A 25012-nucleotide genomic window follows, 5' to 3' on the forward strand; every position below is an offset into this window, starting at 1 on the left:
AGCATGATTGATGGGAGTGATGGTGGTGAAGCGATTGGGCGCAAGCTGCAAGCTCCAAGTTAAAAGCTTGAAGCTTGCCGCTTCCCCTCGTCAACCTATCGTCATCAGGCTCGCATTCCCTCCCGCCGCTGCGGTGTTCACGCTCAAGGCGCGCTCGATCACCAGGCGTTCCAGAGCGACGTTGGTTTCGCCGTGTGACAGGCCGTTGACGCCGATGATCGCGCCGCAGCGCTGGGCTACCTGCTCGCAAATGGCGCGCAACTGGTCCGAATCGCCATGGTGCAGAACGGCGTCGATCAGCACTTCGTCCTTGCTCCAGTCTGCGACCAGCTTGATGCGGGCTTGAACCTCTTTGGGCAGGCGATTGCGCAGTGGCTTGCTGGTCGTGGTTTCCGGCCAGATGGCGGTACTGCCAACGGCCAGGACGGCGGCCAGTTGGGTCAGCAGGTCGGTTTCGTCATCGGCCAGACACAGCACATGCTCACGCGGCAGGATGCTGTAGCTGTTGCGCTCGCCGGTCGGGCCGGTCAGCAGGCGCGTGATGCCGCTTTGCGATTGCTCGGCAAACTGGCTGCACAATTCGTCCAGTGCGGTTTGCTGATTGCTTGCAGCCCAGGTTTTCAAGGCTTGCAGCGGTTTGCCCAAGGCTTCCTGCAGGCGGGTGTCGGGTGCGATCAGTTTGTCGCCACGGCCAAAGGACTGTTCGATGGCGTCCTGCGGGCGAGTCGACAGCAGGCGATACAGGTACAGCGGCCCGCCCGCTTTCGGGCCGGTGCCCGACAGGCCTTCGCCGCCGAACGGCTGCACACCGACCACGGCACCGACAATGTTGCGGTTGACGTAGACGTTACCGGCATTGACGTTATCGATGACCTTGGCAATCGTCTCGTCGATGCGCGTGTGTACGCCCAGTGTCAAGCCGTAACCGGTGGCATTGATCTGGCCGATAAGCTGGTCCAGTTCCTTGCGCTTGTAGCGAACCACGTGCAGCACCGGTCCGAAGATTTCCCGTTGCAGTTCGTCGAAGCTTTCCAGCTCGATCAGGGTCGGCATCACGTAGGTACCGCGCTTGAGGTCTGCACTGTTGGCGATTGCCACCTGATAGACCGTGCGGCCTTTGTCGCGCATGCCCTGAATGTGTTTCTCGATTCCGGCCTTGGCTTCGGCGTCGATCACCGGCCCGATATCCACGGACAAATGCTCCGGGTTGCCCAGGCGGTTTTCGGCCATGGCACCCTTGAGCATTTCGATCACGCGATCAGCCGAGTCTTCCTGCAGGCACAGCACGCGCAGTGCCGAGCAGCGTTGACCCGCGCTGTCGAAGGCCGAGGACAGAATGTCGATCACCACCTGTTCGGTGAGTGCCGAGGAGTCGACGATCATGGCGTTCTGGCCACCGGTTTCGGCGATCAGCGGGATCGGTCGGCCCTGGGCATCAAGACGCCCGGCAATGTTGCGTTGCAGCAGGCGCGCCACTTCGGTGGAGCCGGTGAACATCACACCTTTGACGCGCTCGTCGCCCACCAGTCGGGCTCCGACGGTTTCACCGCGTCCGGGCAGCAGTTGCAGCACACCTTCCGGGATACCGGCTTCCAGCAGCAGGCGCACGGCCTGGGCTGCGATCAGCGGGGTTTGCTCGGCAGGCTTGGCCAGCACCGGGTTGCCTGCGGCCAATGCTGCTGCAACCTGACCACTGAAAATCGCCAGCGGGAAGTTCCATGGGCTGATACAGACCACCGGCCCCAGCGGGCGGTGCGTATCGTTGCTGAAATCGCTGCGGGCCTGCACGGCGTAGTAGCGCAGGAAGTCCACGGCTTCGCGAACTTCGGCAATGGCGTTGACGAAGGTCTTGCCTGCTTCGCGGACCAGCAGGCCCATCAACGGCTGTATCTCGTTTTCCATCAGGTCTGCGGCGCGCTCAAGAATGGCGGCGCGCTCGGCTGGCGGCGTGGCCTGCCAGATCGGGCCGGAAATCAGTGCGCTCTGGATGGCGTTATCGACATCTTCCAGGCTGGCTTCCTGCACATGACCCACGACGTCTCTGTGGTCGGACGGGTTCAGAGTCGCCAGTGGCGTGCCTTCGCTCGCGGGGCAACCGAGCAGTGGCGCGGCTTTCCAGTCGGTGTGGGCGCTCGCCAGCAAGGCCGACGATAGCGAGGCCAGACGATGTTCGTTGGCCATGTCGATGCCGCTTGAGTTGGGGCGCTCCGAACCATACAGGTCGCGGGGCAGTGGAATGCGCGGGTGCGGCAGGCCGAAGCTGCCTTCCTGGGTCGCCATGCGCTCGATGCTGCTGACCGGGTCGGCTACCAGTTCCTGGATCGAAACCGACTGATCGGCGATGCGGTTGACGAACGAGGTGTTGGCACCGTTCTCCAGCAGGCGTCGCACCAGATACGCCAGCAGCGTTTCATGGGTACCGACCGGCGCATAGACACGGCACGGACGGTTCAGCTTGCCATCGGCAACCTTGCCCACCACCTGCTCGTAAAGCGGTTCGCCCATGCCGTGGAGGCACTGGAATTCGTACTGGCCGGGGTAATAGTTCTGACCGGCAATGTGATAAATGGCCGCCAGTGTATGGGCGTTGTGGGTCGCGAACTGCGGATAGATGACTTCCGGCGCGGCCAACAGTTTGCGGGCACAGGCGATATAGGAAACGTCGGTATAAACCTTGCGGGTATAGACCGGATAGCCTTCCAGGCCTTCGACCTGAGCGCGTTTGATTTCGCTGTCCCAGTACGCGCCTTTTACCAGACGGATCATCAGGCGATGGCGGCTGCGACGTGCCAGGTCGATCACGTAATCGATTACATAAGGGCAGCGCTTCTGGTACGCCTGAATGACGAAGCCGATGCCGTTCCAGCCGGTCAGTTGCGGCTCGAAGCACAGGCGCTCCAGCAGGTCCAGCGATAGCTCCAGGCGGTCGGCCTCTTCGGCATCGATATTCAGGCCGATATCGTATTGCTTGGCCAGCAGGGTCAGCGACAGCAGGCGCGGATACAGTTCTTCCATCACCCGCTCGTATTGGGCGCGGCTGTAGCGCGGGTGCAGCGCCGACAGCTTGATGGAAATGCCCGGTCCTTCATAAATGCCGCGACCGTGGGAGGCCTTGCCGATGGAGTGAATGGCCTGTTCGTAGGACGCCAGGTACTTCTGTGCGTCGTGCTCGGTCAGGGCCGCTTCACCCAGCATGTCGTAGGAGTAACGAAAGCCCTTGGCTTCAAAACGACTGGCGTTGGCCAGGGCTTCGCCAATGGTTTCGCCGGTCACGAACTGCTCGCCCATCAGGCGCATGGCCATGTCCACTCCCTTGCGGATCATGGGCTCGCCGCTTTTGCCGATGATACGGCTCAGAGACGAGGAAAGACCGGTTTCGTTGTGGGTGGACACCAGCTTGCCGGTCAACAGCAATCCCCAGGTGGCTGCGTTGACGAACAGCGAAGGGCTATTGCCCAAGTGAGGCTGCCAGTTGCCGTTGCTGATCTTGTCGCGGATCAGTGCATCGCGAGTACCTTTGTCGGGAATGCGCAGCAATGCTTCGGCCAGACACATCAATGCCACGCCTTCCTGGGAAGAGAGCGAGAACTCTTGCAGCAGCCCTTGAACGATTCCAGCGCGACCGCTCGCGCTCTTCTGGTTACGCAGTTTTTCGGCGATGGAGGCCGCCAGCTTGTGGGTGGCGTCGGCCATGGGGGCGGGCAGGCGAGCTTGCTCCAGCAGCATGGGGACCACTTCCGGCTCGGGGCGGCGGTAGGCGGCGGTGATGGCGGAGCGCAGAACCGATTGCGGCAGGATGCTTTCGGCAAACTCCAGAAAACTCTGGTAGCTCGTGTCGGCTGGCAACTCGCCGCTTTCATCGCCGTCCTTGCTGCCCAGGCCATTGAGTTCTTGCAGGGTTGCACCACTCTCCAGCTTTTCCAGGTAATTGAAGATGGCCTGCTTGATCAACCAGTGCGGCGTACGGTCGATGGAGTGTGCGGCTGCTTTCAATCGCTCGCGGGTCAGGTCGTCAAGCTTGACGCCCAGAGTGGTGGTGGCCATGTCTTGTCCTCATTGTCGCCACTCTGTATGTGGCCTCGGCTTTGGCGCAGGTTAGCTTTGCGTTGGTAAAGGTGCAACCGGGTGCAACCTGTTTTTTGCAGAATATTTCAAGGCTATTTCTCTTGAGGCCCTGTGATACGGGACAAATGAGTGATTCTGGTGCGTTTTCTTTTGCGTAAGCGTCATTTGCCGCTTCAAAATGGGGCGGAAATCACAGTGCAGTGATCATTTTGCAGAGGGTGCAACTGATTCGTTTAATTTGGTTGCGCCTTTTTCAGTTTTCTAATAGGATTCGCCACCACGGTGCAACCGTTAGCGAGTCGTTCAGTGGCTGCTTCCTTGCGGAAATTTCAGTCAGCGCTGCGTCGGGTATCAAGGCATGGATAGCGGGTTCGGTAACCGACTTTCTTCCGGGTATCTGGCGTTTCATAAAAACAATGCCAAGGCAGAACTCATGAGCTTCAACAACCCTATCCTGATCACCTTCGTGATCTACATCGCTGCGATGGTGCTGATCGGCCTCATGGCCTATCGCTCCACCAATAACCTTTCCGATTACATTCTTGGCGGGCGTAGCCTCGGCAGCGTGGTAACCGCCCTCTCGGCGGGTGCTTCGGACATGAGCGGCTGGCTGCTGATGGGCTTGCCCGGTGCCATCTACATGTCTGGCCTGTCGGAAGCCTGGATCGCTATCGGTCTGATCGCGGGTGCCTACCTGAACTGGCTGTTCGTGGCCGGTCGTCTGCGTGTGCAGACCGAGCACAACGGTGATGCGCTGACCCTTCCGGATTACTTCAGCAGCCGTTTTGAAGACAACAGCGGCGTGCTGCGTATCATCTCGGCCATCGTGATTCTGGTGTTCTTCACCATCTATTGCGCTTCGGGCATCGTGGCGGGCGCGCGTCTGTTCGAGAGCACCTTCGGCATGTCCTATGCAACGTCCTTGTGGGCGGGCGCTGCGGCAACCATCGTCTACACCTTCGTGGGTGGCTTCCTGGCGGTGAGCTGGACAGATACCGTCCAGGCCACGCTGATGATCTTCGCGCTGATTCTCACGCCGATCATCGCGCTGCTGGCGACCGGTGGCATCGACACCACCTTCCTGGCCATCGAAGCCCAGAACCCGGCCAGTTTCGACATGTTCAAGAACACTACCTTTATCGGCATTGTCTCGCTGCTGGCCTGGGGGCTGGGCTATTTCGGGCAGCCACATATCCTGGCCCGCTTCATGGCGGCGGATTCGGTCAAGTCGATTGCCAGTGCCCGTCGTATCTCCATGACCTGGATGATCTTGTGTCTGGCCGGTGCGGTTGCGGTGGGTTTCTTCGGTATCGCTTACTTCGCGGCAAACCCTGATGTGGCCGGTCCCGTGACCGAGAACCCGGAGCGGGTGTTCATCGAGCTGGCGAAGCTGCTGTTCAACCCCTGGATTGCCGGTGTGTTGCTGTCTGCTATTCTCGCGGCGGTGATGAGCACCTTGAGCTGCCAGTTGCTGGTGTGTTCCAGCGCCCTGACCGAAGACTTCTACAAGGCGTATCTGCGCAAGAACGCCTCGCAAATTGAGCTGGTCTGGGTTGGCCGGGCCATGGTGCTGCTGGTGGCGGTGATTGCCATCCTGCTGGCCGCCAACCCTGAAAACCGCGTATTGGGGCTGGTGAGTTACGCCTGGGCCGGTTTCGGTGCGGCGTTCGGCCCGGTGGTGCTGATTTCGGTGATGTGGAAAGGCATGACCCGCAATGGCGCGCTGGCTGGCGTGGTCGTCGGTGCAGTAACCGTGGTGCTCTGGAAACAGTTCAGCGCTATCGGCCTGTACGAAATCGTGCCGGGCTTTATCTTCGCCAGCCTCGCGATTGTGCTCTTCAGCCTGATTGGCAAAGGCCCGTCGACTTCGATGCAAGAGCGTTTCATCGCTGCCGAGAAAGAGTTCAAGGCTGCCCGTTGATCGGTCTGTCCTGAAATGAAAGAGGCCCGCCCATCGAGTGCGGGCCTTTCTTTTGGCGGGCGGTATATCAGATTTTGTTGTGATCGATATCCAGGTTATAGAACGTGGCTTTACCGCCTTCATTGCTGTAGCCGGAGTTGTCCTGGGTATATACGCCAGCCTTGAAATAGAGCGGTTTTGTTTTCCAGGAAGAACTGATGGATGTGCTCCAGTTCACGTCTTTGGCGCTGACGCTCAATTCTCCACCGGGACTCAGGTGGATGATGTATTTGAACTTCTCGTTGAGTGGCACGCCTTCGACAATCTTGATGACTTTGCTTTCGTCATCATCGAAGCGTTTGCGAACTTTCACCACGATATTTCCGGTCTGGGTCTTCTTCTTGTACTGATACTCGACCTTGAGCATCGGCTCGGTGCTGTCGTAGGCGTGGATCTGGCCGATGACGATCTTGCCCGATGAGGGCACCTGATTGACTTCAAGAGTCGCATTCAGAAAGTTGTCTGCATCGGGGTACAACCAGTTATGCAGCGTGCCGTCGGACCACGTCTCTCGTAGTTCGCTGCGTGGGTATTTGGCGTTTTCGGTGCGTGAGCCGGTGACGGGCGACCAGAAAAAAATGTACCCCGAATGGGACTCGAAGTACTTACCGTCATAGCCTTGACGCAACTGTGAGGTTTCTACGGTTTTGGGGGGTGAGCCTACCGGGATACTGAGATTCCACGATCCTAGATCTATCATTTTCGTTTCCAGAAAAATTCGTTCGACTGCTCTGAAGTCTCTGCTCAGAGGGTTTCGGCAGCTTTTATACGATTTGAACATGCATTTGTTAATGCTTGGCGAGCGAACTAATGACGTCAAAGTGCTGTCATTTTTCCTGTAGGACAGAATCTATATGGCCTGCAGGAATATACCGTTAGTCGGTTATGTGGAACTTTGGTGATGGCAGTAGGCTGCCTTGCTGCTGCTTTTTTCAGGAGCGACTAAAGTTGATGCAAATTGGACAGGGTTTTCTGTGACAGGCGCCGCCCACAAAAGTAGAGAAGCAGCATGGAATGCGTGCAATCCAAGCCCAATGATGGCTCTTCGGTTCTTCTGGTTGTTGATGACTACCCTGAGAATCTGGTGACGATGTGCGCGGTCCTTCAGCGAACGGACTGGCACATCGTCACAGCCAGCTCCGGTGTAGAAGCGTTGACGGTGCTTCTGGAGCAGGAAGTGGATCTGGTCCTGCTCGATGTCCAGATGCCCGACATGGATGGATTTGAAGTCGCACGCCTGATGCGCGGCAGTCAGCGCACAAGCCTGACACCGATCATTTTTCTGACCGCCAACGAGCAGAGCCCGGCTTCAGTACACAAGGGCTATGCAAGCGGGGCCATCGATTATCTGTTCAAGCCCTTCGACCCGAATGTGCTCAAGCCCAAGGTTCAGGCCTTGCTGGAGCAGCAGCGCAATCGTCGTGCCTTGCAGAGGCTCACCCAGGAACTGGAAAGCGCCAGGGCCTTCAATGCTTCTGTATTGGCCAATATGGCGGAAGGTATTGTGGTGGTGGATGAAACCGGCATTATCAGTTTCGCCAACCCGGCTATCTGCCACTTGCTCGATACGCCGGACGAACAGTTGCGCGGTACAAGCGTGCTCGATTATGTGCTGGAGCCCAAGGTCCAGAGCTGGCTTGAGTCGGATTTCTACAAGCACTATCGCAATGCCGACACTTACCGCGTGCATGATGCCGTTTTGCGTACGGCTGGGGGCGGGCAATTGCCGGTGGCCTTGTCCTGCGCGTCACTGCCTTGCGAGCAGAAGGCGATGGTGCTGACCGTTCTCGATATGTCGCTGGAGCGCAATCTGTATCAGCAGCTTGAACAGCAGGCGGTGACCGATGCCTTGACGGGGCTGCTCAATCGACGCGGCTTCTATCAGGCTGTCGAGGGCATGCTGCTGCGCAACGAGCATGCGGAGCAGTATCTGGTCGTGCTGTATCTGGACCTGGACGGCTTCAAGCAGATCAATGACTCGCTGGGCCATGATGCCGGCGATCAGGTTTTGTTGTGGGTGGCCACGCAGCTCAAGGATTGCCTGCGCCCCTACGATGTTCTGGCGCGCATGGGCGGTGACGAATTTACTGTAGTGATCGACGGCTTCGACTATCCCGAGCAGGCCGCCAAGGTGGCTGAAAAGCTTATCGAGCGGGTATCGATGAAACGTCAGGTCGACGGCGTGGACATTTCTCTGGGCGTCAGCATCGGGATTGCGACTTACCCCGAGTGCGGCTCCAACCTCGATGGCCTGCTGCGGGCGGCGGACATTGCCATGTACGAAGCCAAGCGGGCAGGGCGCCAGCAATATCGTTTCTATGACCAGAACATGAACGGTCGTGCACGTTCGCGTCTGATGCTCGAAGACAGCGTGCGCAATGCTATCGAAGGCAAGAATTTCTCGGTGGTCTATCAGCCTCAGGTGCATGTTGCGGATGGTCGCCTGCGGGGGTTTGAAGCCTTGTTGCGCTGGCAGCACGCCAGTGTCGGGGAAGTGCCGCCAGCCTTGTTCATTCCCTTGCTCGAGGAAACGCGGCTTATCAACCGGCTTGGCAGCTGGATCTTCGATCAGGGAGCCGAACAACGTCAGGCATTGGGTCGGGTCTTTGCTTCCGATCTGGTGGTGAGTGTCAGTGTCAGCCCGACGCAATTCTGCATGCCCAACCTGGCCGCAGAGCTTCGTCGGGCGATGGATCGTTTCGAGTTGCAGCTTGGCCAGCTGGAAGTCGAGATTACCGAAGCCTCACTGGTGAATAACCTGAGCCACAGTCACAAGCAGTTGCAGCAACTGCGCGAGATCGGTGTGCGCGTGGCGCTGGATGATTTCGGTGTGGGTGAGTGCTCCCTGTCGCACCTGCGCAACCTTCAACTCGATACCCTGAAGCTCGATAGACACTTCATTGCCGGTCTGCTCGACTCGCCTCGCGATGCGGTCTTTGCGCGCAGCATCATTGATCTGTGCCGCAACCTCGACATTCTGGTCATCGCCGAAGGCGTCGAGACTTTGCAGCAATATGAGTGGCTGGCCAACAATGGCTGTCAGGTCATCCAGGGGTTTCTGGTGGCTTATCCGCTGGATGCCGAAGATGCCCGCTCCTTCCCTGCACGTTTTGACTGGTCGAGGCTGCGTGGCTGATTGCGGTAGACTGGCACCTTTAAATCATCTGTCACGGCCCCATGACTGCTTCAGCTCCTATACCGCTCAAATACCTGCAAGCCTATCCTGCTTCCCTTCAGGATCAGGTGCGGCAACTGATTGCTCAGGACAAGCTGGGCGACTATCTGCAACAGCGTTATCCGGAGCGTCATCAGATCCAGAGTGACAAGGCGCTGTACGCCTATGCCCTGGCCTTGAAGCAGGAGCACCTGCGCAATGCGCCGCCTGTGGACAAAGTGCTGTTCGACAATCGTCTCGACCTGACTCATCGCGCACTGGGCCTGCACACCACGGTTTCGCGAGTGCAGGGTGGCAAGCTCAAGGCCAAGAAAGAAATCCGCGTTGCTGCGCTGTTCAAGGAAGCAGCACCGCAGTTTCTGCGCATGATCGTGGTGCATGAACTGGCGCATTTCAAAGAGTCGGATCACAACAAGGCGTTCTACCAGTTGTGTGAACACATGCAGCCAGGCTATCACCAGCTTGAGTTCGATCTGCGGGTCTACCTGACGTATCGCGACCTGCAGGCTGGCGCCCGGTCGACCACCTGAATACCGCTCCGACAAGGATTTTGAAGATGGATGTCAGCAAGACCAAAAGCAGCTTTTATCGTCGTCTGTACGTGGCGTACCTGATCGACAGCCAGCTTGCCAGCACGGTGCCCGAATTGACGGAAGTCACCGGCATGCCGCGTCGCACGGCACAGGACACTATCGCGGCGCTGGCCGACCTGGATATCCAGTGCGAATTCGAACAACAGGAAGGGGCCCGCAATCATGCCGGGCATTACCGGATTCGGGACTGGGGCGCGATCGAGAAAGCGTGGATAACCCGCAATCTGGCCAGCATCAAGGCCGTACTGGGTTATCCCTGACGGACGCTGGCCTTATTCGAGGTCGCGGCGCATGCCGATGTGCGGGATGTCGTCCTCCAGATACTCCTCGCCTACGGCGTTGAAGCCGTAACGGCTGTAGTAACCCTGAAGATGAGCCTGGGCCGACAGATAGATGGGCTGGTCGGGCCATTTCTTTTCGGCGTGTTCCAGCGCCTGGACCATCAGCTCGTGGCCCATGCCCTTGTTGCGAATCGATGGCGCGGTCACCACGCGGCCAATGGTGACATCGCCGCCTTGCTGGATCGGGTCCAGCAAGCGCAGGTAAGCCACCAGCTTGCCGTCTTGCCAGGCCATCAAATGGCAGGTGTCACCTGTCAGGTCCAGCCCGTCCACATCCTGATACACGCACTGCTGCTCGACCACGAAAACCTCGGCACGCAGTTTCAGAGCAGCGTAAAGCTGTTCGATACTCAGGTCGGTATGGTGTTTGCAGATCCATTTGATAGGCATGTTGTTGACTCGCAGAGAAACCAGAAGGGAATTCTAAACGCATACCGCCGCATTCCCAATAAAAGGCCGTGATGTCTGTCGATCGTTTTGGCTTTGGTCTGGAAAATATTTTTGCATCAATCACATGGCTGCCACATGGGCGTGGGTTGTTTCCTGACGGGTTTGGGTCTTCAATACAGGTCAGGATTCAAGTAACGCTGTTGATCAACGACTCTCAGTCTGGATCGGGCATGCTGCCCACCTGGGGAATTCAAGCATGTCGCGACTGCTTCAAGCTGTTGGGTTGCTGGGGTTACTGCTGATCGCACAGGCTGGAGCAGGCGAGAAGTTGCGTCTGGTTGCCGATGCCTGGCCTCCCTTTACCGATAACACGTTGCTCCACGACGGTCTGGCGACGGATATCGTCAGAACCGCACTGCAGCGTGCCGGGTATCAGACGGTTTACGAGCAGGTGCCCTGGGCGCGGGCCATGCATGGCATCGCCGAGGGGCGCAATGATGTGCTGATCAATGCATGGTTCAATGAAGAACGCACCCGGATTGGTCAGTTTTCCGCCGAGTATCTGGTCAATCGGGTGCGCTTTCTCAAGCGCAAGGACTCGAATATCGATACCTCGAACCTCGATCAACTGCACAAGTACATCATTGCGGTGGTGCGTGGTTACGCCTATTACCCGTCGTTCGACAATGATCAGGCGTTACGCAAGGTCCCGGTCCACAGTTTTTCCATGGCGGCGAACATGCTGGCTGCAGGACGTGTCGATCTGGCACTGGAGGATGAGTTCGTGGCCCGTTACAGTCTGGCCAACGAGCCCGACGAAGTTCGCAATCACGTCGAGTTCCTGCCGGACTCACTCACCGAGAACAGCCTGCATATTCTGGTCAGCCTGAAGAACCCGAGGCATGCGCAAATCGTCGCCGGCTTTGATCGGGAAATCGCCGCCATGAAGGCTGATGGTACTTACGACGAGCTGCTCAGGCTGCACGGTCTGATGCCTGTGGCCCCTTGATCAGATGCGCTGCCAACGTACGTAACGGTGCCAACTGACGATAGATCAAGGCCAGTTGCGTCTGCACCAGTCGCTGGCTTTCGTCCAGTTCGTCGGGCATCTGTTCCAGTTGAGTGGCCAGTTCCTCTTCTGCGTCGTTCTGTACGGCAACCGGTTTCTTTTCCGCCAGGCTCTGGGCGATTTCATCGATGCTGGCCGCCAGTGCCGCGCCCGCGCCATCGATAAGCTGCTCGTGGACATCGCCGGGAAGTTGCGTGTCGCGATGCGCGCCCAGCCCGGACAGATAACTCAGCAGCGTGTGCGACAGCACCAGAAAGCGAAAGCCCACATCTGCCTCTTTGCGGAAATGCCCGGGCTCCATCAGCATGTTCGCCAGCGTCGTCGAAAGCGCCGCATCGGCATTGTGCGCATTGCGCCGTGCCAGACGATAAGCCAGGTCGTCGCTCTTGCCCTTGGCGTATTGCTGCATGATCTGGCGCAGGTAAATGCTGTTGCAGCTCAGGGTATTGGCCAGGACTTTGTTCAGCTTGCGTCCTTGCCAGTCCGGCAGGAACAGGAAGACCGCCAGCCCGGCAATCAGGCTGCCCAGCAGGGTATCGAACAGGCGTGGCAGGAACAGGCCGTAGCCATCGCCCACCTGATTGAAACAGAACAGCACCATCACCGTGATCGCAGCGGTCGACAGGGTGTAGCGCGTCGTACGGTTGACGAAGAACACCACGCCAGCCAGCACCGCACACATCGATTGCAGGACCGGAGTGGTGACCAGCTCGAACAGCGCCCAGCCTGCGGTCAGGCCAAGGGCTGTGCCGATGATCCGCTGTACCAGCTTGCGTCGGGTTGCGCCGTAGCTTGGCTGGCAAACGAAAACCGTGGTCAGGATGATCCAGTAGCCTTGGGACGGATGGATCAGATGCACCATGGCATAACCCACCGACAAGGCCAGTGGCAGGCGCAAGGCGTGGCGGAACAGCAGCGAAGTCGGCGTCATCTGCAGGCGCAGGCGCGTCCAGACGTCCTTGAGATTGCGCGGCGAACGGTCCAGCAGGCTGCTGTCGGTCGCGTCGGCCAAGGCATCCGGGTTGCTGGCGTCGCTGATCAGACGATCCAGGGTTTCAAGATTGGCCGCCAGTGCCCGCAAGGAGCGCAACAGGCTGCGCCAGGCCGGATTGCTCTGGATGCGCAGATGTTCGAGCGAGGCGCGCAGATCTTCCATCGCCTCGGCAAAGCTCGGGTCGTAGACAAACGGCTGACGCAGTTGAATGGATTCGGACAACGCCTGACAGGCCACGCCCTGCTGGCGCAGCAGGCGCTGGCAGCGGAACAGCACGTCGCTATGGAAAAACGCTTCGGCCAGCGAGTTGTACGGGTAATGCGATGAGCTGGCGCGTTCGTGAATGTCCTGGGCAATGAAGTACAGCTTCAGATAACGGCTGACTTTCGAGCCGGGCCGACCATTGCCGACGCGGTGCAAAATGATTTCCTTGGTGCTGTTCAGCGCCGCAACCACCCGGCCGTTCTGCTTGGCCAGCTCTAGGCGCCGCTCTTCTACATCCAGGGTACGAATCGGCTCGAACAGGGTCGACTTGAGCTTGAGGTACAGCCCCAGCTCGCGAAACAGCCGCGCCAGCGCCTGCTGCACCGGCTGGTTGGAAAACAGCATCTGCCACAGTACCGACAACAGGCCGTACCAGGCTGCACCTGCCACCAGCAGCATCGGTTCATGCCAGAAGTCCAGGACTTCGCCGCCGCGCTGGTCCACGCCAATCATGGTGTAGACCGAGAGAATCAGGGTGCCGTAGGCAATCGCACCGTAGCGCTCGCCCAGCGCCCCGAGCATGGTCAGGCAGAAACTGGCCAGTGCCATCGCGCAAACGAACAGCCAGGGATAGGGAAACAGGAGTTCCACGGCCAGCGCGGCGATGCTGAAGCACACCAGCGTCACGGCCAGGGCATTGAGGCGGCCTTGCCAGCTGTCATCGGTCTCGGCCAGGGCGCAGGCGATAATCCCCAGGAACAGCGGGATCAGCAAGCCCATCTCATTTTGATACCAGCACAGCGCCATGCTGCCGGTCAGTGCGATAAAGACCCGTACGCTATAGCTGAACTTGTCCAGTGCCCATAACCGACGGAGTGTATGACGCAGAGATTTTGATGCCATGAATGAGATGACGGCCTTGTTCGCAATTGATCGATCCCGCAGAAAGATATGTACAGGCCCGAGGCTGGCCTGTACATCCGCTTGGGAAAAAAATTATTGCCCGGGGTGTGTGGCTTTCCCGCTGTCAGACGTATTGTGCCGCCGCATAGGCCGATGCCCAGGCCCACTGGAAATTGAAACCGCCCAGATGGCCGCTCACATCCAGCACCTCACCCACGAAATACAGCCCTGGTGATTTCAGTGATTCCATGGTCTTGGAAGACACTTCACGGGTATCGATGCCGCCCAACGTAACCTCGGCCGTGCGATAGCCTTCGGTGCCCGCCGGCACGACCCGCCAGCTCGCCAGTTTTTCGGCGATGTCGGCCAGTTCGGCGTGGGTGTACTGCTTCATGGGTTTTGAAGCGAACCAGTGTTCGGCCAGCAGGTTGGCCATCTTCTTGGTGAAGATTTCCCCCAGCAGGGTTTTCAGTTCGCTGTTCGGGCGTTCTGCCTGCTGCTTGGCCAGCCAGCCCGGGACGTCGTGATCGGGCAGCAGGTTGATTTCCACACTGTCACCCGGTTGCCAGAACGACGAGATCTGCAGGATTGCCGGACCACTGAGGCCGCGGTGGGTAAACAGGATGTTTTCGCGAAAGCTTGTGTCATTGCAACTGACCAGACAGTCCACTGACGTCCCCGACAGCTCGCTGCACAACTCCTTGAGCTGGTCGGTGATGGTGAACGGCACCAGCCCGGCGCGAGTCGGCAGCAGCCTGTGGCCAAATTGCTTGCCGATCTGATAACCGAAACCTGTGGCACCCAGCGTCGGAATCGACAGGCCGCCCGTGGCGATCACCAACGACTCGCAGCTCAAGGTGCCAAGGGTGGTTTCCAGGCGGTAGCCGGTTTCAGTCTTTTCGATCTGCTGCACGGAAGTGTCCATGTGCAGACTGGCACCGGCCTGTCGGCACTCTTCGAGCAGCATTTCCAGGATGTCGCTGGACTTGTTATCGCAGAATAGCTGGCCCAGCTTCTTCTCGTGATAAGGCACGCCATGTTTGGCGACCATCTCGATGAAGTCCCACTGGGTATAGCGGGCCAGGGCCGATTTGCAGAAGTGTGGGTTCTGCGACAGGAAATTGCCCGGCTCCGTGTAGATGTTGGTGAAGTTGCAGCGCCCGCCACCGGACATGAGGATCTTCTTGCCCGGCTTGTTGGCGTGATCGATCAGCATCACCTTGCGGCCACGACCTGCGGCGGTGAGCGCACACATCAAACCTGCGGCGCCAGCGCCAATGATTACAACGTCAGTAACGGGCACAGCATGGTCCTCGTGTGGAGCCGGGAATAATGTTCAACCTGTGGGAGGGGGCTTGCCCGCGACGCTTTTTACAAGATACGAACCCGCAACGACTTGCCCTTGATCTTGCCATTGTTCAAACGCTCCAGCGCCTGCTTGGCGATGCTGCGCTCGACAGCCACATAAGCCTGGAAGTCGAAAATGGCGATCTTGCCGACCTGCGCGCCCGGAACACCGGCCTCGCCCGTCAATGCACCCAGAATATCGCCCGGACGCAGCTTGTCCTTGCGGCCGGAACCGATGCACAGAGTCGTCATGGCTGGCAGCAGCTTGCCGCCTTCCTTGACGCTCAGGTTGTCGTATTGCTGCCAGTTCAGGGGCGCTTTCTGCAACTCTTCGATAGCCCGGGCACGCTGGCTTTCCGAAGGGGCTACAAGGCTGACCGCGATACCTGTTTCACCCGCACGACCGGTACGACCGACGCGGTGGATGTGGATTTCCGAATCCCGGGCCAGCTCGACGTTGATGACCATGTCCAGCGCATCGATATCCAGACCTCGGGCCGCTACGTCAGTGGCCACCAGCACCGAAGTGCTGCGGTTGGCGAACATCGCCAGCACCTGGTCACGGTCACGCTGCTCCAGGTCGCCATGCAGGCCCACGGCGGACATGCCCTTGGCGGTCAGGTGATCGACCACTTCCTGAACCTGCTGCTTGGTGAAGCAGAACGCGACGCAGGACGTCGGACGGAAATGGCCAAGCACCTTGACCACGGCTTCCAGACGTTGCTCCGGAGAGATTTCGTAGAAAATCTGCTCGATCTGGCTGTCGGCATGCAGTGCCTCGACCTTGACGGTCTGCGGATCGCGCATGAATTTTGAAGCCAGTTGCTTGATGCCGACCGGGTAGGTGGCCGAGAACAGCAGGGTCTGGCGACGTTGCGGAGTCTGCTCGATGATGTCGGCGATGGCGTCGTAGAAACCCATGTCCAGCATGCGGTCCGCTTCATCGAGAATCAGCGTGTTCAGCCCATCCAGTACCAGCGAGCCCTTGCGCAGGTGCTGCTGGATACGGCCCGGCGTGCCGACGATGATGTGCGCGCCATGCTCCAGCGAGCCGATCTGCGGCCCAAAAGGCACGCCGCCGCACAGGGTCAGCACCTTGATGTTGTCTTCGGAGCGGGCCAGACGACGAATTTCCTTGGCCACCTGATCGGCCAGTTCGCGGGTCGGGCACATCACCAGAGCCTGGCAACCGAAGAAGCGCGGGTTGATCGGGTTCAGCAGACCGATACCAAAGGCGGCGGTCTTGCCGCTGCCGGTCTTGGCCTGAGCGATCAGGTCCATGCCCTTGAGAATCACCGGCAGGCTTTGCGCCTGAATCGGCGTCATCTGGGCGTAACCAAGCGACTCCAGGTTAGCCAGCATGGCGGCGGACAGGGGCAAAGTGTTGAAAGCGGTGTTAGTCACGACGGTGGACCTGCAAAACAAAAATGTCGCGCAGTGTATCAGGTCGTAAGGGTTGCTCAGATGGCAATGTCGATAAATGATGCAGCAAACTGCAGGAGCGAATTTATTCGCGAGGCGTCAATTGAAGGCGATACATTTTCTTCGGATGTACGGGCCTCTCGCGAATGAATTCGCTCCTACTCTCTTTACCTTAATCTCTTACCCTCCTGCGCAGGCAATTGCAGAAATATCCCCGCTGCAAACATCGCCAGTACTCCCACGCTCAGGAAGGTCAGTTGGAATGCCCCCAGTACACTGCTGACTTCGCCCGTGGCCACGTCATCGGTAAAGCCGCCCAGCAGGGCGGCAGCGGATGCCACGCCCAGGCTCAGTGACAATTGCGCGACGACCGACAGCAGGCTGTTGCCACTGGCGGTGCTGGCATCGTCCAGGTCGATCAGGGTCACGGTGTTCATGGCGGTGAACTGCAAGGCGTTCACTGCGCCCAGCAGGGCCAGATGGACAAGCAGCACCCAGTACGGGGTTTGAGTGTCCACCAGCGCCAGGGTCGCCAGCAGTATTCCCAACAGCAACGTGTTGCCGGTCAGGATGGTGCGATACCCCAGCAGTTCGATCAGCCTGCGGGCCACGGTTTTGGCGAACATTCCGGCGGCGGCCAGCGGCAGCATGCTCATGCCGGCCTGCGCCGGTGAATAACCCAGCGGGATCTGCAGCAGCAAGGGCACCAGAAACGGCAGGGCGCCACTGCCCAGTCGCGCAAACAGATTGCCCAGAATGCCCACCGCAAAGGTCCGGGTGCGAAACAACGACGGTGCAAAGAGTGGAAACTCCACATGCCCGGCCCGCAGCCAGTAGGCCGCCAGACAGCCCAGGCCGGCGAACAGCAGCAAGACCACGCGCATGTGCGGCAGGTGCAGCTCGCCCAGGCCTTCCAGCGCAATGGTGATCAGCACCATCGAGGCCCCGAACAGAATGAATCCTGTGCCGTCGAAGCGTGTGCGTCCGCCGCCTGGGATATCCGGGATGAAATGCTTGACCGCATAGCAGCCCAGCAACCCCACGGGAATATTGATCAGGAAGATCCAGTGCCAGCTCATGTACTCGACCATCCAGCCGCCCATGCTCGGCCCGAGTAGCGGCCCCAACAGGCCGGGCACGGTAATGAACCCCATGATCCGCACCAGCTCCGAGCGTGGGTAGGCGCGTAATACGATCAAGCGCCCGATAGGCAGCATCAACGCACCGCCAAGCCCCTGAATGACCCGTGCTGCCACCAGCATGTTCAGCGAGTTGGACAGTGCGCACAGCAACGAGCCGAAGCTGAACAAGAGGATGGCGCTGAAAAAGATGCGTTTGATGCCGAAGCGATCGGCAATCCAGCCCGAAGCGGGAATCAGCAGGGCGATGGTCAACATGTAGGCAATGACCACCGACTGCATGCGCAGCGGATCTTCTTCCAGCGAACGTGCCATGGACGGCAGAGCAGTATTGAGAATCGTGCCGTCCAGACTTTGCATGAAGAAGGCGATGGCGATGACCCAAGGCATCCAGCGCAGGGTTTTTTCGTCCAGATGTGGCATGTCGTTCTCTATGATTCGTTTCGCGAATGAGCGGAGCGCCGCCCGATTCGCTTCTACAGACAACCCCGTAGGAGCGAATTCATTCGCGAAGGGAGGGCTACAACGTCAATGTCAGCTTGCTTATCAAAGCCCCAGGCAACTGAATGGAGGCTGTCTGGCGCTGGCTATAAGTGCTGGCCGATAGAATCAGCTCCCGCTCGCGGGTCAGGTTTTCCAGGGCGTTACCCAGCAGGCTGCAAGCGCTGTCATCAAAACGCATGGTATTGACCGGTGCCACGATCTTGCCGTCTTCGACCCAGAAGGTCGCAAAACGGGTCATGCCCGTCAGGCGTGCCGCAGACTGATCGGAAAAATTCAGATACCAGAGGTTGCTGATATACAGGCCAGTGCCGAGCTGCTTGAGAATCTGTTCCTGCTCCAGAGTACCGCCCGCCATGCTCAGTGCGCTTGGCCACTCGCCGTTGTCCGCGCCGTTGGCTTGCAGGCCGTATTCGGCGGCGCTGCTGGAGTCGACCAGTTGCTCGCGGGCTTCGCCGCCGGCAATCAGGGACAGGTCCTTGCGTGGATAACCTTCGCGGGAGAACGCCGGTGACAGCGAACCGCTGACCTGTTCATCCAGGCTGAACAGCGGGCTGAAACGGGTATCGCCGCTGTACAGCCGCTGCAACGGGCTGTGCTTGCTGGCCAGCGCCTGTGCGGAAAACCCGCCCCAGCACAGCATGCCGATGATTTCATCCAGTGCTGCAGGTGCCAGATAAGCGCGGTATTGACCGGGCTCCAGAGTGCGCAGCGGACGACCGAGAAACTCCAACTGCTCGCGAGCCTGATTGAAGCGTCTGGCAAAGGCCTCGCTGTCCCAATCATGACCTGCATAGTTGGCTTTAACGGCCTGGCCGTTTTCGTGGAACAGGCTCCAGTCGAAATTGAAGCTATTTGCCTGATGCCAGCCCAGCGCGCCCCAGGAACTGGCGAAGCCGCGATATACCGGCCCGGCAGCGTAAAAGCCCACCAGATCCAGACCTTGTGACAATTCGGTGATCTGCTCCACGACTTGCCCGCTGTCCGGCAACGGCGGCTCTTGCAAGTTGTTGCTGTGCCAGGCCTCGGTATTGGGCAGCAGATACGGGTCCTTGGCGAGTGATACCAAGGTTTCGCGCAGTTGAACCAAAGCCTCGCTCAAACGCTGACCGTCGACCTGTGCATCGCCCGAAAGCGTCAGTTCCAGATCGGCATGCCGACCGTCATCGATCAGTTTGAAGGTCACGCCGGCTTGCTGCACATGCCCGGCCTGACGGACCTGGCCATGATTGAAGCGAATGAAGTCCGAGGCTTCGGCGTTGTAGGTCAGGGTGAAGTGTTCGTTCGGGCTGATACCTGCCTTGAGGACGGCGACCAATGCCTCGAATTGCTGTTGATGAGACATCAGGCATCACCTCCAAATACATCCACATTGGCGAACACACAGGCTGGGGAAGCGTGACCGACACGCACCACCTGATTGGGTTCGCCTTTCCCGCAATTGGGCGTGCCCAGGACCTTGAAGGTGCTGGCGTCGCCGACCGCGCTGAGGTTGCGCCAGAACTGCGCGGAAATCGCTCGATAGTTGGGGTTCTTGACCACGCCCTTGAGCTCGCCGTTTTCGATCAACTGGCCCCACTCGCAACCGAACTGGAATTTGTTGCGCGCATCGTCGATGGACCACGAGCGGTTGGTGGACATCAGGATGCCGTGCTCGATATTGCCGATCAGTTGATCCAGCGACTGGTCACCCGGTTCGATATTCAGGTTGGCCATGCGGTCGATGGGCGGACGGTTCCAGTTGCAGGCGCGGCTGTTGGCGACGCCCGGCAGACCGGAGCGGTATTGCGACAGCGCACCGCCCAATGGCCGCTGCAACAGGCCATCGCGAATCAGGAATTGCTTGCTTGCGGCTGTGCCATCGTCGTCATGCCCGTAGCTGGCCAGTTGCTCGGGAATCTCGGGATCGAAAGTCACGTTGAGCAGACTGGAGCCGTATTGCAGCGTGCCGAAGTCCGATGCCTTGACGAAGCTGGTGCCGGCGTAATTGCGCTCGTCACCCAGAATCCGGTCCAGTTCCAGCGGATGGCCTATGGATTCGTGGATCTGCAGAATCATCTGGTCCGGCATCAACAGCAGATCGCGGGGACCTGTGGGCGTGTTGGGGGCCAGGATCAATTGCAGTGCCTGATCGGCAACCTGTGCGGCTGCGCCGATCAGTCCGCAATTGCTGATGATCTCTGCGCCGCCCTGCTGGCCGAAGTTATCGCGGCCCAGGCTGCGGGTCTGGCTGTCACGCCCGTCATAGGCGGTCACGGTCAGGCCCGGGAAGACAAAACGCTGTGCCTGACGAATCTCGGCACCTGCGCTGTTGAGATAGATCTGTTCGACGTTTTCCAGGCCCAGGCCGACCTGCCAGTTCACCAGACGCTCGTCTCTGGGGACTGACTTCGACTCGGCCATCAGCAGATCAATGCAATCGCTCAGGCTCGGGAAGGCATTGCTCAGGTTGGGCGACAGGTAATCGGCGCGTGCCGTCGAGACAGCCTGTTCGGTCAGGTCCAGCAGCGAGTGCGGGGCCAGACGCCGCGCCAGTGCTTCGGCCTGTTGCAAGGCGGACTGCAGGCCACGTTGGGAAATATCGTTGGTGGCGGCGTAGGTTTCAACGCCGTTGAGGCGCACCGTCAGCATCGCCCCTTCATCGCTGCCCAGCGATGGCGGCTCGGCCACGTTCTTGCGTACGCTCAGGTGCTGGCTGGTTCTGCGGACATAACGTACGGAAAAGAATTGCGCATCGCTCTGCAGTGCGGCGAACCGCTGCTTGAGCTGAGCGGAGAAATCGAACATGCAGAGAGCTCCTTGTTGAGGCGGGCAAGGTGTTCGCGAATGGAACAGGCTTGCCCGCAGATCATAGAGCCTGAATCACACCTGTGCTACTGCGCCTCGCACCGGCGTACCGCGTGCCGGTCTGTCGCCTGCCACGAAGTAGTCGGCGGTGCTGCGCGGCAACGGCTGACGGCCACGGATCCTGTCGGCGATCTTCTCGGCAATCATGATGGTCGGTGCATTCAGGTTACCGGTGGTGATGATCGGCATGATCGAGGCATCCACCACGCGCAGGCTTTCCAGGCCATGGACACGACCCTGACCATCGACGACGGCCATCTCATCGGTGCCCATCTTGCAGGTGCACGAAGGGTGATACGCCGTTTCGGCGTGTTCACGGACGAACTTATCCAGCTCTTCGTCGGACTGTACTTCGATGCCAGGGCTGATTTCGCGGCCACGGTACGGGTCCAGTGCCGGTTGCTGCATGATCTCCCGAGTCAGGCGGATGCCGTCGCGGAACTCCTGCCAGTCCTGCTCGCTAGACATGTAGTTGAACAGGATGCTCGGGTACTCGCGTGGGTCCTTGGACTTGACCTGCACCCGGCCACGGCTCGGTGAGCGCATGGAGCCGACGTGAGCCTGGAAACCATGCTCTTTCACACCTTTGGTGCCGTTGTAGTTAATGGCAACCGGCAGGAAGTGGTACTGGATGTTCGGCCACTCGAACTCTTCGCTCGAACGAATGAACCCGCCCGCCTCGAACTGGTTGCTGGCACCGATGCCTGTGCCGAGGAACATCCATTCTGCGCCAATGGCCGGCTGGTTCCACCATAACAGGGAAGGGTAGAGCGAAACCGGCTGGGTGCAGCTGTATTGCAGGTACATCTCCAGGTGATCCTGAAGGTTCTGGCCGACACCCGGCAGGTCGTGAACCACGGGAATATCGAGCTTGTTCAGCAGTTCGGCCGGGCCGACACCGGAGCGTTGCAGGATCTGCGGCGAAGCGATGGCGCCGCTGCACAGCAGGACTTCCTTGCGGGCACGGGCTTCGATGCGGGTGTCGCTGGCACCGCGCAGATAAGCCACGCCGACGGCACGCTTGCCCTCGAACAGAATGCGGTCGGTCAGGGCGTGGGTGACGATGGTCAGTGTCGGGCGCTTCTTGGCTTCATCCAGATAACCACGAGCGGTGCTGGCGCGACGGCCATTGGGCGTCACGGTTCTGTCCATCGGGCCGAAGCCTTCCTGTTGATAACCGTTGAGGTCGTCGGTGCGTGGATAACCTGCCTGCACACCGGCTTCGACCATGGCGTGGAACAATGGGTTATTGCCCGCCTTGGGCGTGGTCACGCTGACCGGACCGTCACCGCCGTGATAATCGTTGGGGCCGATGTCGCGGGTTTCGGCCTTGCGGAAATACGGCAGGCAGTCGAGGTAGCTCCAGTCTTCCAGACCCGGCTCCTTGGCCCAGCCGTCATAGTCCATGGCGTTGCCGCGGATGTAGCACATACCGTTGATGAGCGACGAGCCACCCAGGCCCTTGCCGCGCCCGCATTCCATGCGGCGGTTATTCATGTGAGGTTCCGGCTCGGTCTCATAGGCCCAGTTGTAGCGACGGCCTTGCAGTGGAAACGCCAGCGCCGCAGGCATCTGGGTACGGAAATCCAGGCGATAATCCGGGCCGCCGGCTTCCAGCAACAGAACGGTGACGCCCGGATCTTCGGTGAGACGGGCTGCCAGGGTGTTACCGGCAGAGCCGGCACCGATGATGATGTAGTCGAATTCGGATTGCGTGGTCATAGAAAGTCCTTCGTAGAGCTGCAAGCTTCAAGTTTCAAGCCGCAAGCAAAGGCATTCAGGTGCTGCCTGTAAGAATGAGGGCGGCAAGCTGCTTCACTTGAAGCTTGTAACTTGCCGCTTACTGCTGGCTGCCTTAAAACACCGATGCGTAATCGCCCAGTTCCACCTGTACGGATTTGATGCGTGTGTATTGCGCCAGTGAGCTGATGCCGTTTTCGCGGCCCACGCCCGATTGCTTGTAGCCACCGACCGGCATTTCTGCCGCAGACTCGCCCCAGGTATTGATCCAGCAGATGCCGGCTTCAAGCTGGTGAATCACGCGGTGCGCACGGTTCAGGTCGCGGGTGACGATACCGGCTGCCAGGCCGAAGTCGGTGTCGTTGGCGCGGCGGATCACTTCGTCTTCGCTGTCGTAACCGAGGATGCTCATCACCGGGCCGAAGATTTCTTCGCGCACGATGGTCATCTCGTCGGTGCAGTCGGTGAACACGGTCGGCGCCACGAAGGCACCTTTGGCGAGGTCGCCTTCGGTCAGGCGTTCGCCGCCGCACAGCAGGCGCGCACCTTCTTCCTTGCCCTTGGTGATGTAGCCCAGCACGCTTTCCATATGCTCGAAGCTGACCAGCGGGCCGAAGTTGGTGTTGTCATCTTCCGGGTTGCCGATGCGGATGCGTTTTACGCGCTCCAGGATTTTGGCTTCCAGTTGTGCCTTCAGGGCGTTGGGGACGAAAACCCGCGTGCCGTTGGTGCAGACCTGACCGGAGCTGTAGAAGTTGGCCATCATTGCAATGTCGGCGGCGCGATCCAGGTCCGCGTCGTCGAAGATGATCAGCGGCGACTTGCCGCCCAGTTCCATGGTCACTTCCTTGAGCGAAGAACTCGACGCGCTGGCCATGACTTTCTTGCCGGTGTCGGTGCCGCCGGTGAAGGAAACCTTTTCGATGCGCGGGTGCTCGGTGATCCAGGTACCGACTTCACGGCCGCTGCCGGTCAGCACGTTGAACACGCCATCGGGTACGCCGGCTTCGGTGTAGATTTCCGCCAGTTTCAAGGTGGTCAGGGAAGTGACTTCACTCGGCTTGAAGATCATCGCGTTGCCCGCTGCCAGTGCCGGAGCGGATTTCCACAGGGCAATCTGGATCGGGTAGTTCCAGGCGCCGATACCGGCCACCACACCCAGCGGCTCGCGGCGGGTGTAGACGAAGGAAGAATTACGCAGCGGGATCTGTTCGCCCTCGATGGCGGGGACCAGACCTGCGTAGTACTCCAGCACATCGGCGCCGGTCACGACGTCGACATAACGGGTTTCGGAATAAGCCTTGCCGGTATCCAGGGTTTCCAGTGCTGCCAGTTCATCGTTGCGCTCGCGCAGGATGTCCACGGCACGGCGCAGGATGCGCGAGCGCTCCATCGCGGTCATGGCGGCCCAGATCTTCTGGCCTTTTTCTGCACTGGCGACAGCGCGTTCGACATCGTCTTTGCCTGCACGTTGTACTTGCGCGAGCACTTCGCCATTCGCCGGGTTGATGGCATCGAAAGTGGCGGGGTTGCTGGCGTCTACGTAGCCGCCATGGATATAGAGTTTCTGCAATTCAAAACGGGCCATAAAGTCCTCGCAAATTCATGTTGGGGGCGATGACTGATCTCAGCTTGCCGGTATGTTTGGTCAACATTCGGTGCCAGTCGTTCGATGAAAAGGGCTCTTGAGCGCTTCAGTCCACCGCTTTCGCCAGTTGAAAATCCATGTATTCGTAAGCGATCTGCTGCGCCTGCTCCGTGTCGAAAGCATCGCCCGACAAGGCGCCGCGCAACCACAAACCGTCGATGAGCGCTGCCAGGCCACGGGCTGCGCTGCGAGCCTGTTCCAGCGGTAAGACGCGGCGGAACTGGCAGCACAGGTTCGAGTACAGGCGGTGATCGTTGATCCGCTGCAACCTGTGCAGTGACGGGTGATGCATGCTGGTGGCCCAGAAGGCCAGCCAGGTTTTCATCGCCGGGCCATTGACCTGGCTGGCATCGAAGTTGCCCTCGATGATGACTTGCAGATGCGCCCTGGGGCTGTCATCGGTCAGCGCCTGACGGCGTTCGCTCACGCTCTGGATCAGGGCATTCATCAGGTGGCGCATGGTCGCCGCGATCAGGCCGTTCTTGTCCTGAAAGTAGTGGCTGATGATGCCGTTGGAGACGCCGGCCAAGCGCGCAATCAGAGCAATGCTGGCGTCGCTCATGCCGACCTGGTCCACCGCGCTGAGCGTGGCCTGGATCAGTTGCTGACGGCGGATGGGTTGCATACCAACCTTGGGCATTGGTTCGGGTCTCCGTGGCTTGCTGACCCTTTTT

Annotated in this window: 17 protein-coding genes; 5 read left to right on the plus strand and 12 right to left on the minus strand. The window is 59.4% G+C overall.

The genetic code is table 11. The features are described 5' to 3' along the window. Positions 1-90: 90 nt before the first annotated feature. Positions 91-4044 (minus strand): trifunctional transcriptional regulator/proline dehydrogenase/L-glutamate gamma-semialdehyde dehydrogenase, encoded by a 3954-nt coding sequence (putA, locus tag KGD89_RS02080; protein WP_095067269.1) that lies wholly within the window; start codon positions 4042-4044, stop codon positions 91-93. 454 nt (positions 4045-4498) lie between these two features. Here putA and putP point away from each other — a divergent pair, with 454 nt between their 5' ends. Beyond that, a complete protein-coding gene (gene putP, locus KGD89_RS02085; RefSeq protein WP_025258175.1) occupies positions 4499-5986 on the plus strand; it encodes a sodium/proline symporter PutP in 1488 nt (495 codons plus the stop codon). A 67-nt stretch (positions 5987-6053) separates the two neighbouring features. Here putP and KGD89_RS02090 read toward each other — a convergent pair whose 3' ends face one another. After that, the gene (locus KGD89_RS02090; protein WP_025258176.1) at positions 6054-6725 is read right to left on the minus strand and encodes a polysaccharide lyase family 7 protein; all 672 of its coding nucleotides are present in this window, start codon (positions 6723-6725) and stop codon (positions 6054-6056) included. A 309-nt stretch (positions 6726-7034) separates the two neighbouring features. Here KGD89_RS02090 and KGD89_RS02095 point away from each other — a divergent pair, with 309 nt between their 5' ends. The 3 genes from KGD89_RS02095 to KGD89_RS02105 are packed head-to-tail and all read left to right on the plus strand — an operon-like array spanning position 7035 to position 10053. Next, on the plus strand, positions 7035-9161 hold the full coding sequence (locus KGD89_RS02095; protein WP_038399735.1) for a two-component system response regulator: 2127 nt from the start codon (positions 7035-7037) through the stop codon (positions 9159-9161). A gap of 41 nt (positions 9162-9202) precedes the next feature. After that, positions 9203-9730: a M48 metallopeptidase family protein gene (locus tag KGD89_RS02100; RefSeq protein ID WP_025258177.1), complete on the plus strand. Its 528-nt coding sequence runs from the start codon at positions 9203-9205 to the stop codon at positions 9728-9730. Between the two features lie 26 nt (positions 9731-9756). Then, positions 9757-10053, plus strand: coding sequence for a winged helix-turn-helix domain-containing protein (locus tag KGD89_RS02105; RefSeq protein ID WP_025258178.1), 297 nt, complete (start codon positions 9757-9759; stop codon positions 10051-10053). Between the two features lie 12 nt (positions 10054-10065). On the opposite strand, the gene KGD89_RS02110 is transcribed toward KGD89_RS02105, so the two are convergent. Beyond that, positions 10066-10524 carry a GNAT family N-acetyltransferase gene (locus KGD89_RS02110; protein WP_025258179.1) on the minus strand — a complete coding sequence of 153 codons (459 nt, stop codon included), beginning with the start codon at positions 10522-10524 and terminating at the stop codon, positions 10066-10068. Positions 10525-10780: 256 nt separating this feature from the next. Between KGD89_RS02110 and KGD89_RS02115 the strand changes: the two genes are divergently transcribed. After that, positions 10781-11533, plus strand: a complete 753-nt coding sequence (locus KGD89_RS02115) for a substrate-binding periplasmic protein (protein WP_025258180.1) — start codon at positions 10781-10783, stop codon at positions 11531-11533. Here KGD89_RS02115 and yccS read toward each other — a convergent pair. From yccS to betI, 9 genes are all read right to left on the minus strand, one after another. Then, complete coding sequence (gene yccS, locus KGD89_RS02120; protein WP_025258181.1) at positions 11499-13694, minus strand: YccS family putative transporter; 2196 nt, start codon at positions 13692-13694, stop codon at positions 11499-11501. The genes KGD89_RS02115 and yccS overlap by 35 nt on opposite strands. Positions 13695-13818: 124 nt before the next feature. Next, complete coding sequence (locus KGD89_RS02125) at positions 13819-14997, minus strand: BaiN/RdsA family NAD(P)/FAD-dependent oxidoreductase (protein WP_025258182.1); 1179 nt, start codon at positions 14995-14997, stop codon at positions 13819-13821. 68 nt (positions 14998-15065) lie between these two features. Beyond that, positions 15066-16445, minus strand: a complete 1380-nt coding sequence (gene dbpA, locus KGD89_RS02130) for an ATP-dependent RNA helicase DbpA (RefSeq protein ID WP_025258183.1) — start codon at positions 16443-16445, stop codon at positions 15066-15068. Between the two features lie 185 nt (positions 16446-16630). Next, on the minus strand, positions 16631-18025 hold the full coding sequence (gene mdtD, locus KGD89_RS02135) for a multidrug transporter subunit MdtD (RefSeq protein WP_371856554.1): 1395 nt from the start codon (positions 18023-18025) through the stop codon (positions 16631-16633). Between the two features lie 97 nt (positions 18026-18122). Next, on the minus strand, positions 18123-19448 hold the full coding sequence (locus KGD89_RS02140; protein ID WP_025258185.1) for a TldD/PmbA family protein: 1326 nt from the start codon (positions 19446-19448) through the stop codon (positions 18123-18125). Further along, positions 19448-20890: a TldD/PmbA family protein gene (locus KGD89_RS02145; protein ID WP_025258186.1), complete on the minus strand. Its 1443-nt coding sequence runs from the start codon at positions 20888-20890 to the stop codon at positions 19448-19450. The genes KGD89_RS02140 and KGD89_RS02145 overlap by 1 nt, the downstream gene beginning before the upstream one ends. A gap of 75 nt (positions 20891-20965) precedes the next feature. Next, entirely contained in the window at positions 20966-22672 is a 1707-nt protein-coding gene (gene betA / locus KGD89_RS02150) for a choline dehydrogenase (protein ID WP_025258187.1), read from the minus strand. 133 nt (positions 22673-22805) lie between these two features. Then, positions 22806-24278, minus strand: a complete 1473-nt coding sequence (gene betB / locus KGD89_RS02155; protein WP_025258188.1) for a betaine-aldehyde dehydrogenase — start codon at positions 24276-24278, stop codon at positions 22806-22808. A 106-nt stretch (positions 24279-24384) separates the two neighbouring features. Beyond that, the gene (gene betI, locus KGD89_RS02160; protein WP_025258189.1) at positions 24385-24978 is read right to left on the minus strand and encodes a transcriptional regulator BetI; all 594 of its coding nucleotides are present in this window, start codon (positions 24976-24978) and stop codon (positions 24385-24387) included. Positions 24979-25012 lie beyond the last annotated feature (34 nt).

Source organism: Pseudomonas cichorii, assembly GCF_018343775.1.
Lineage (GTDB): Bacteria > Pseudomonadota > Gammaproteobacteria > Pseudomonadales > Pseudomonadaceae > Aquipseudomonas > Aquipseudomonas cichorii.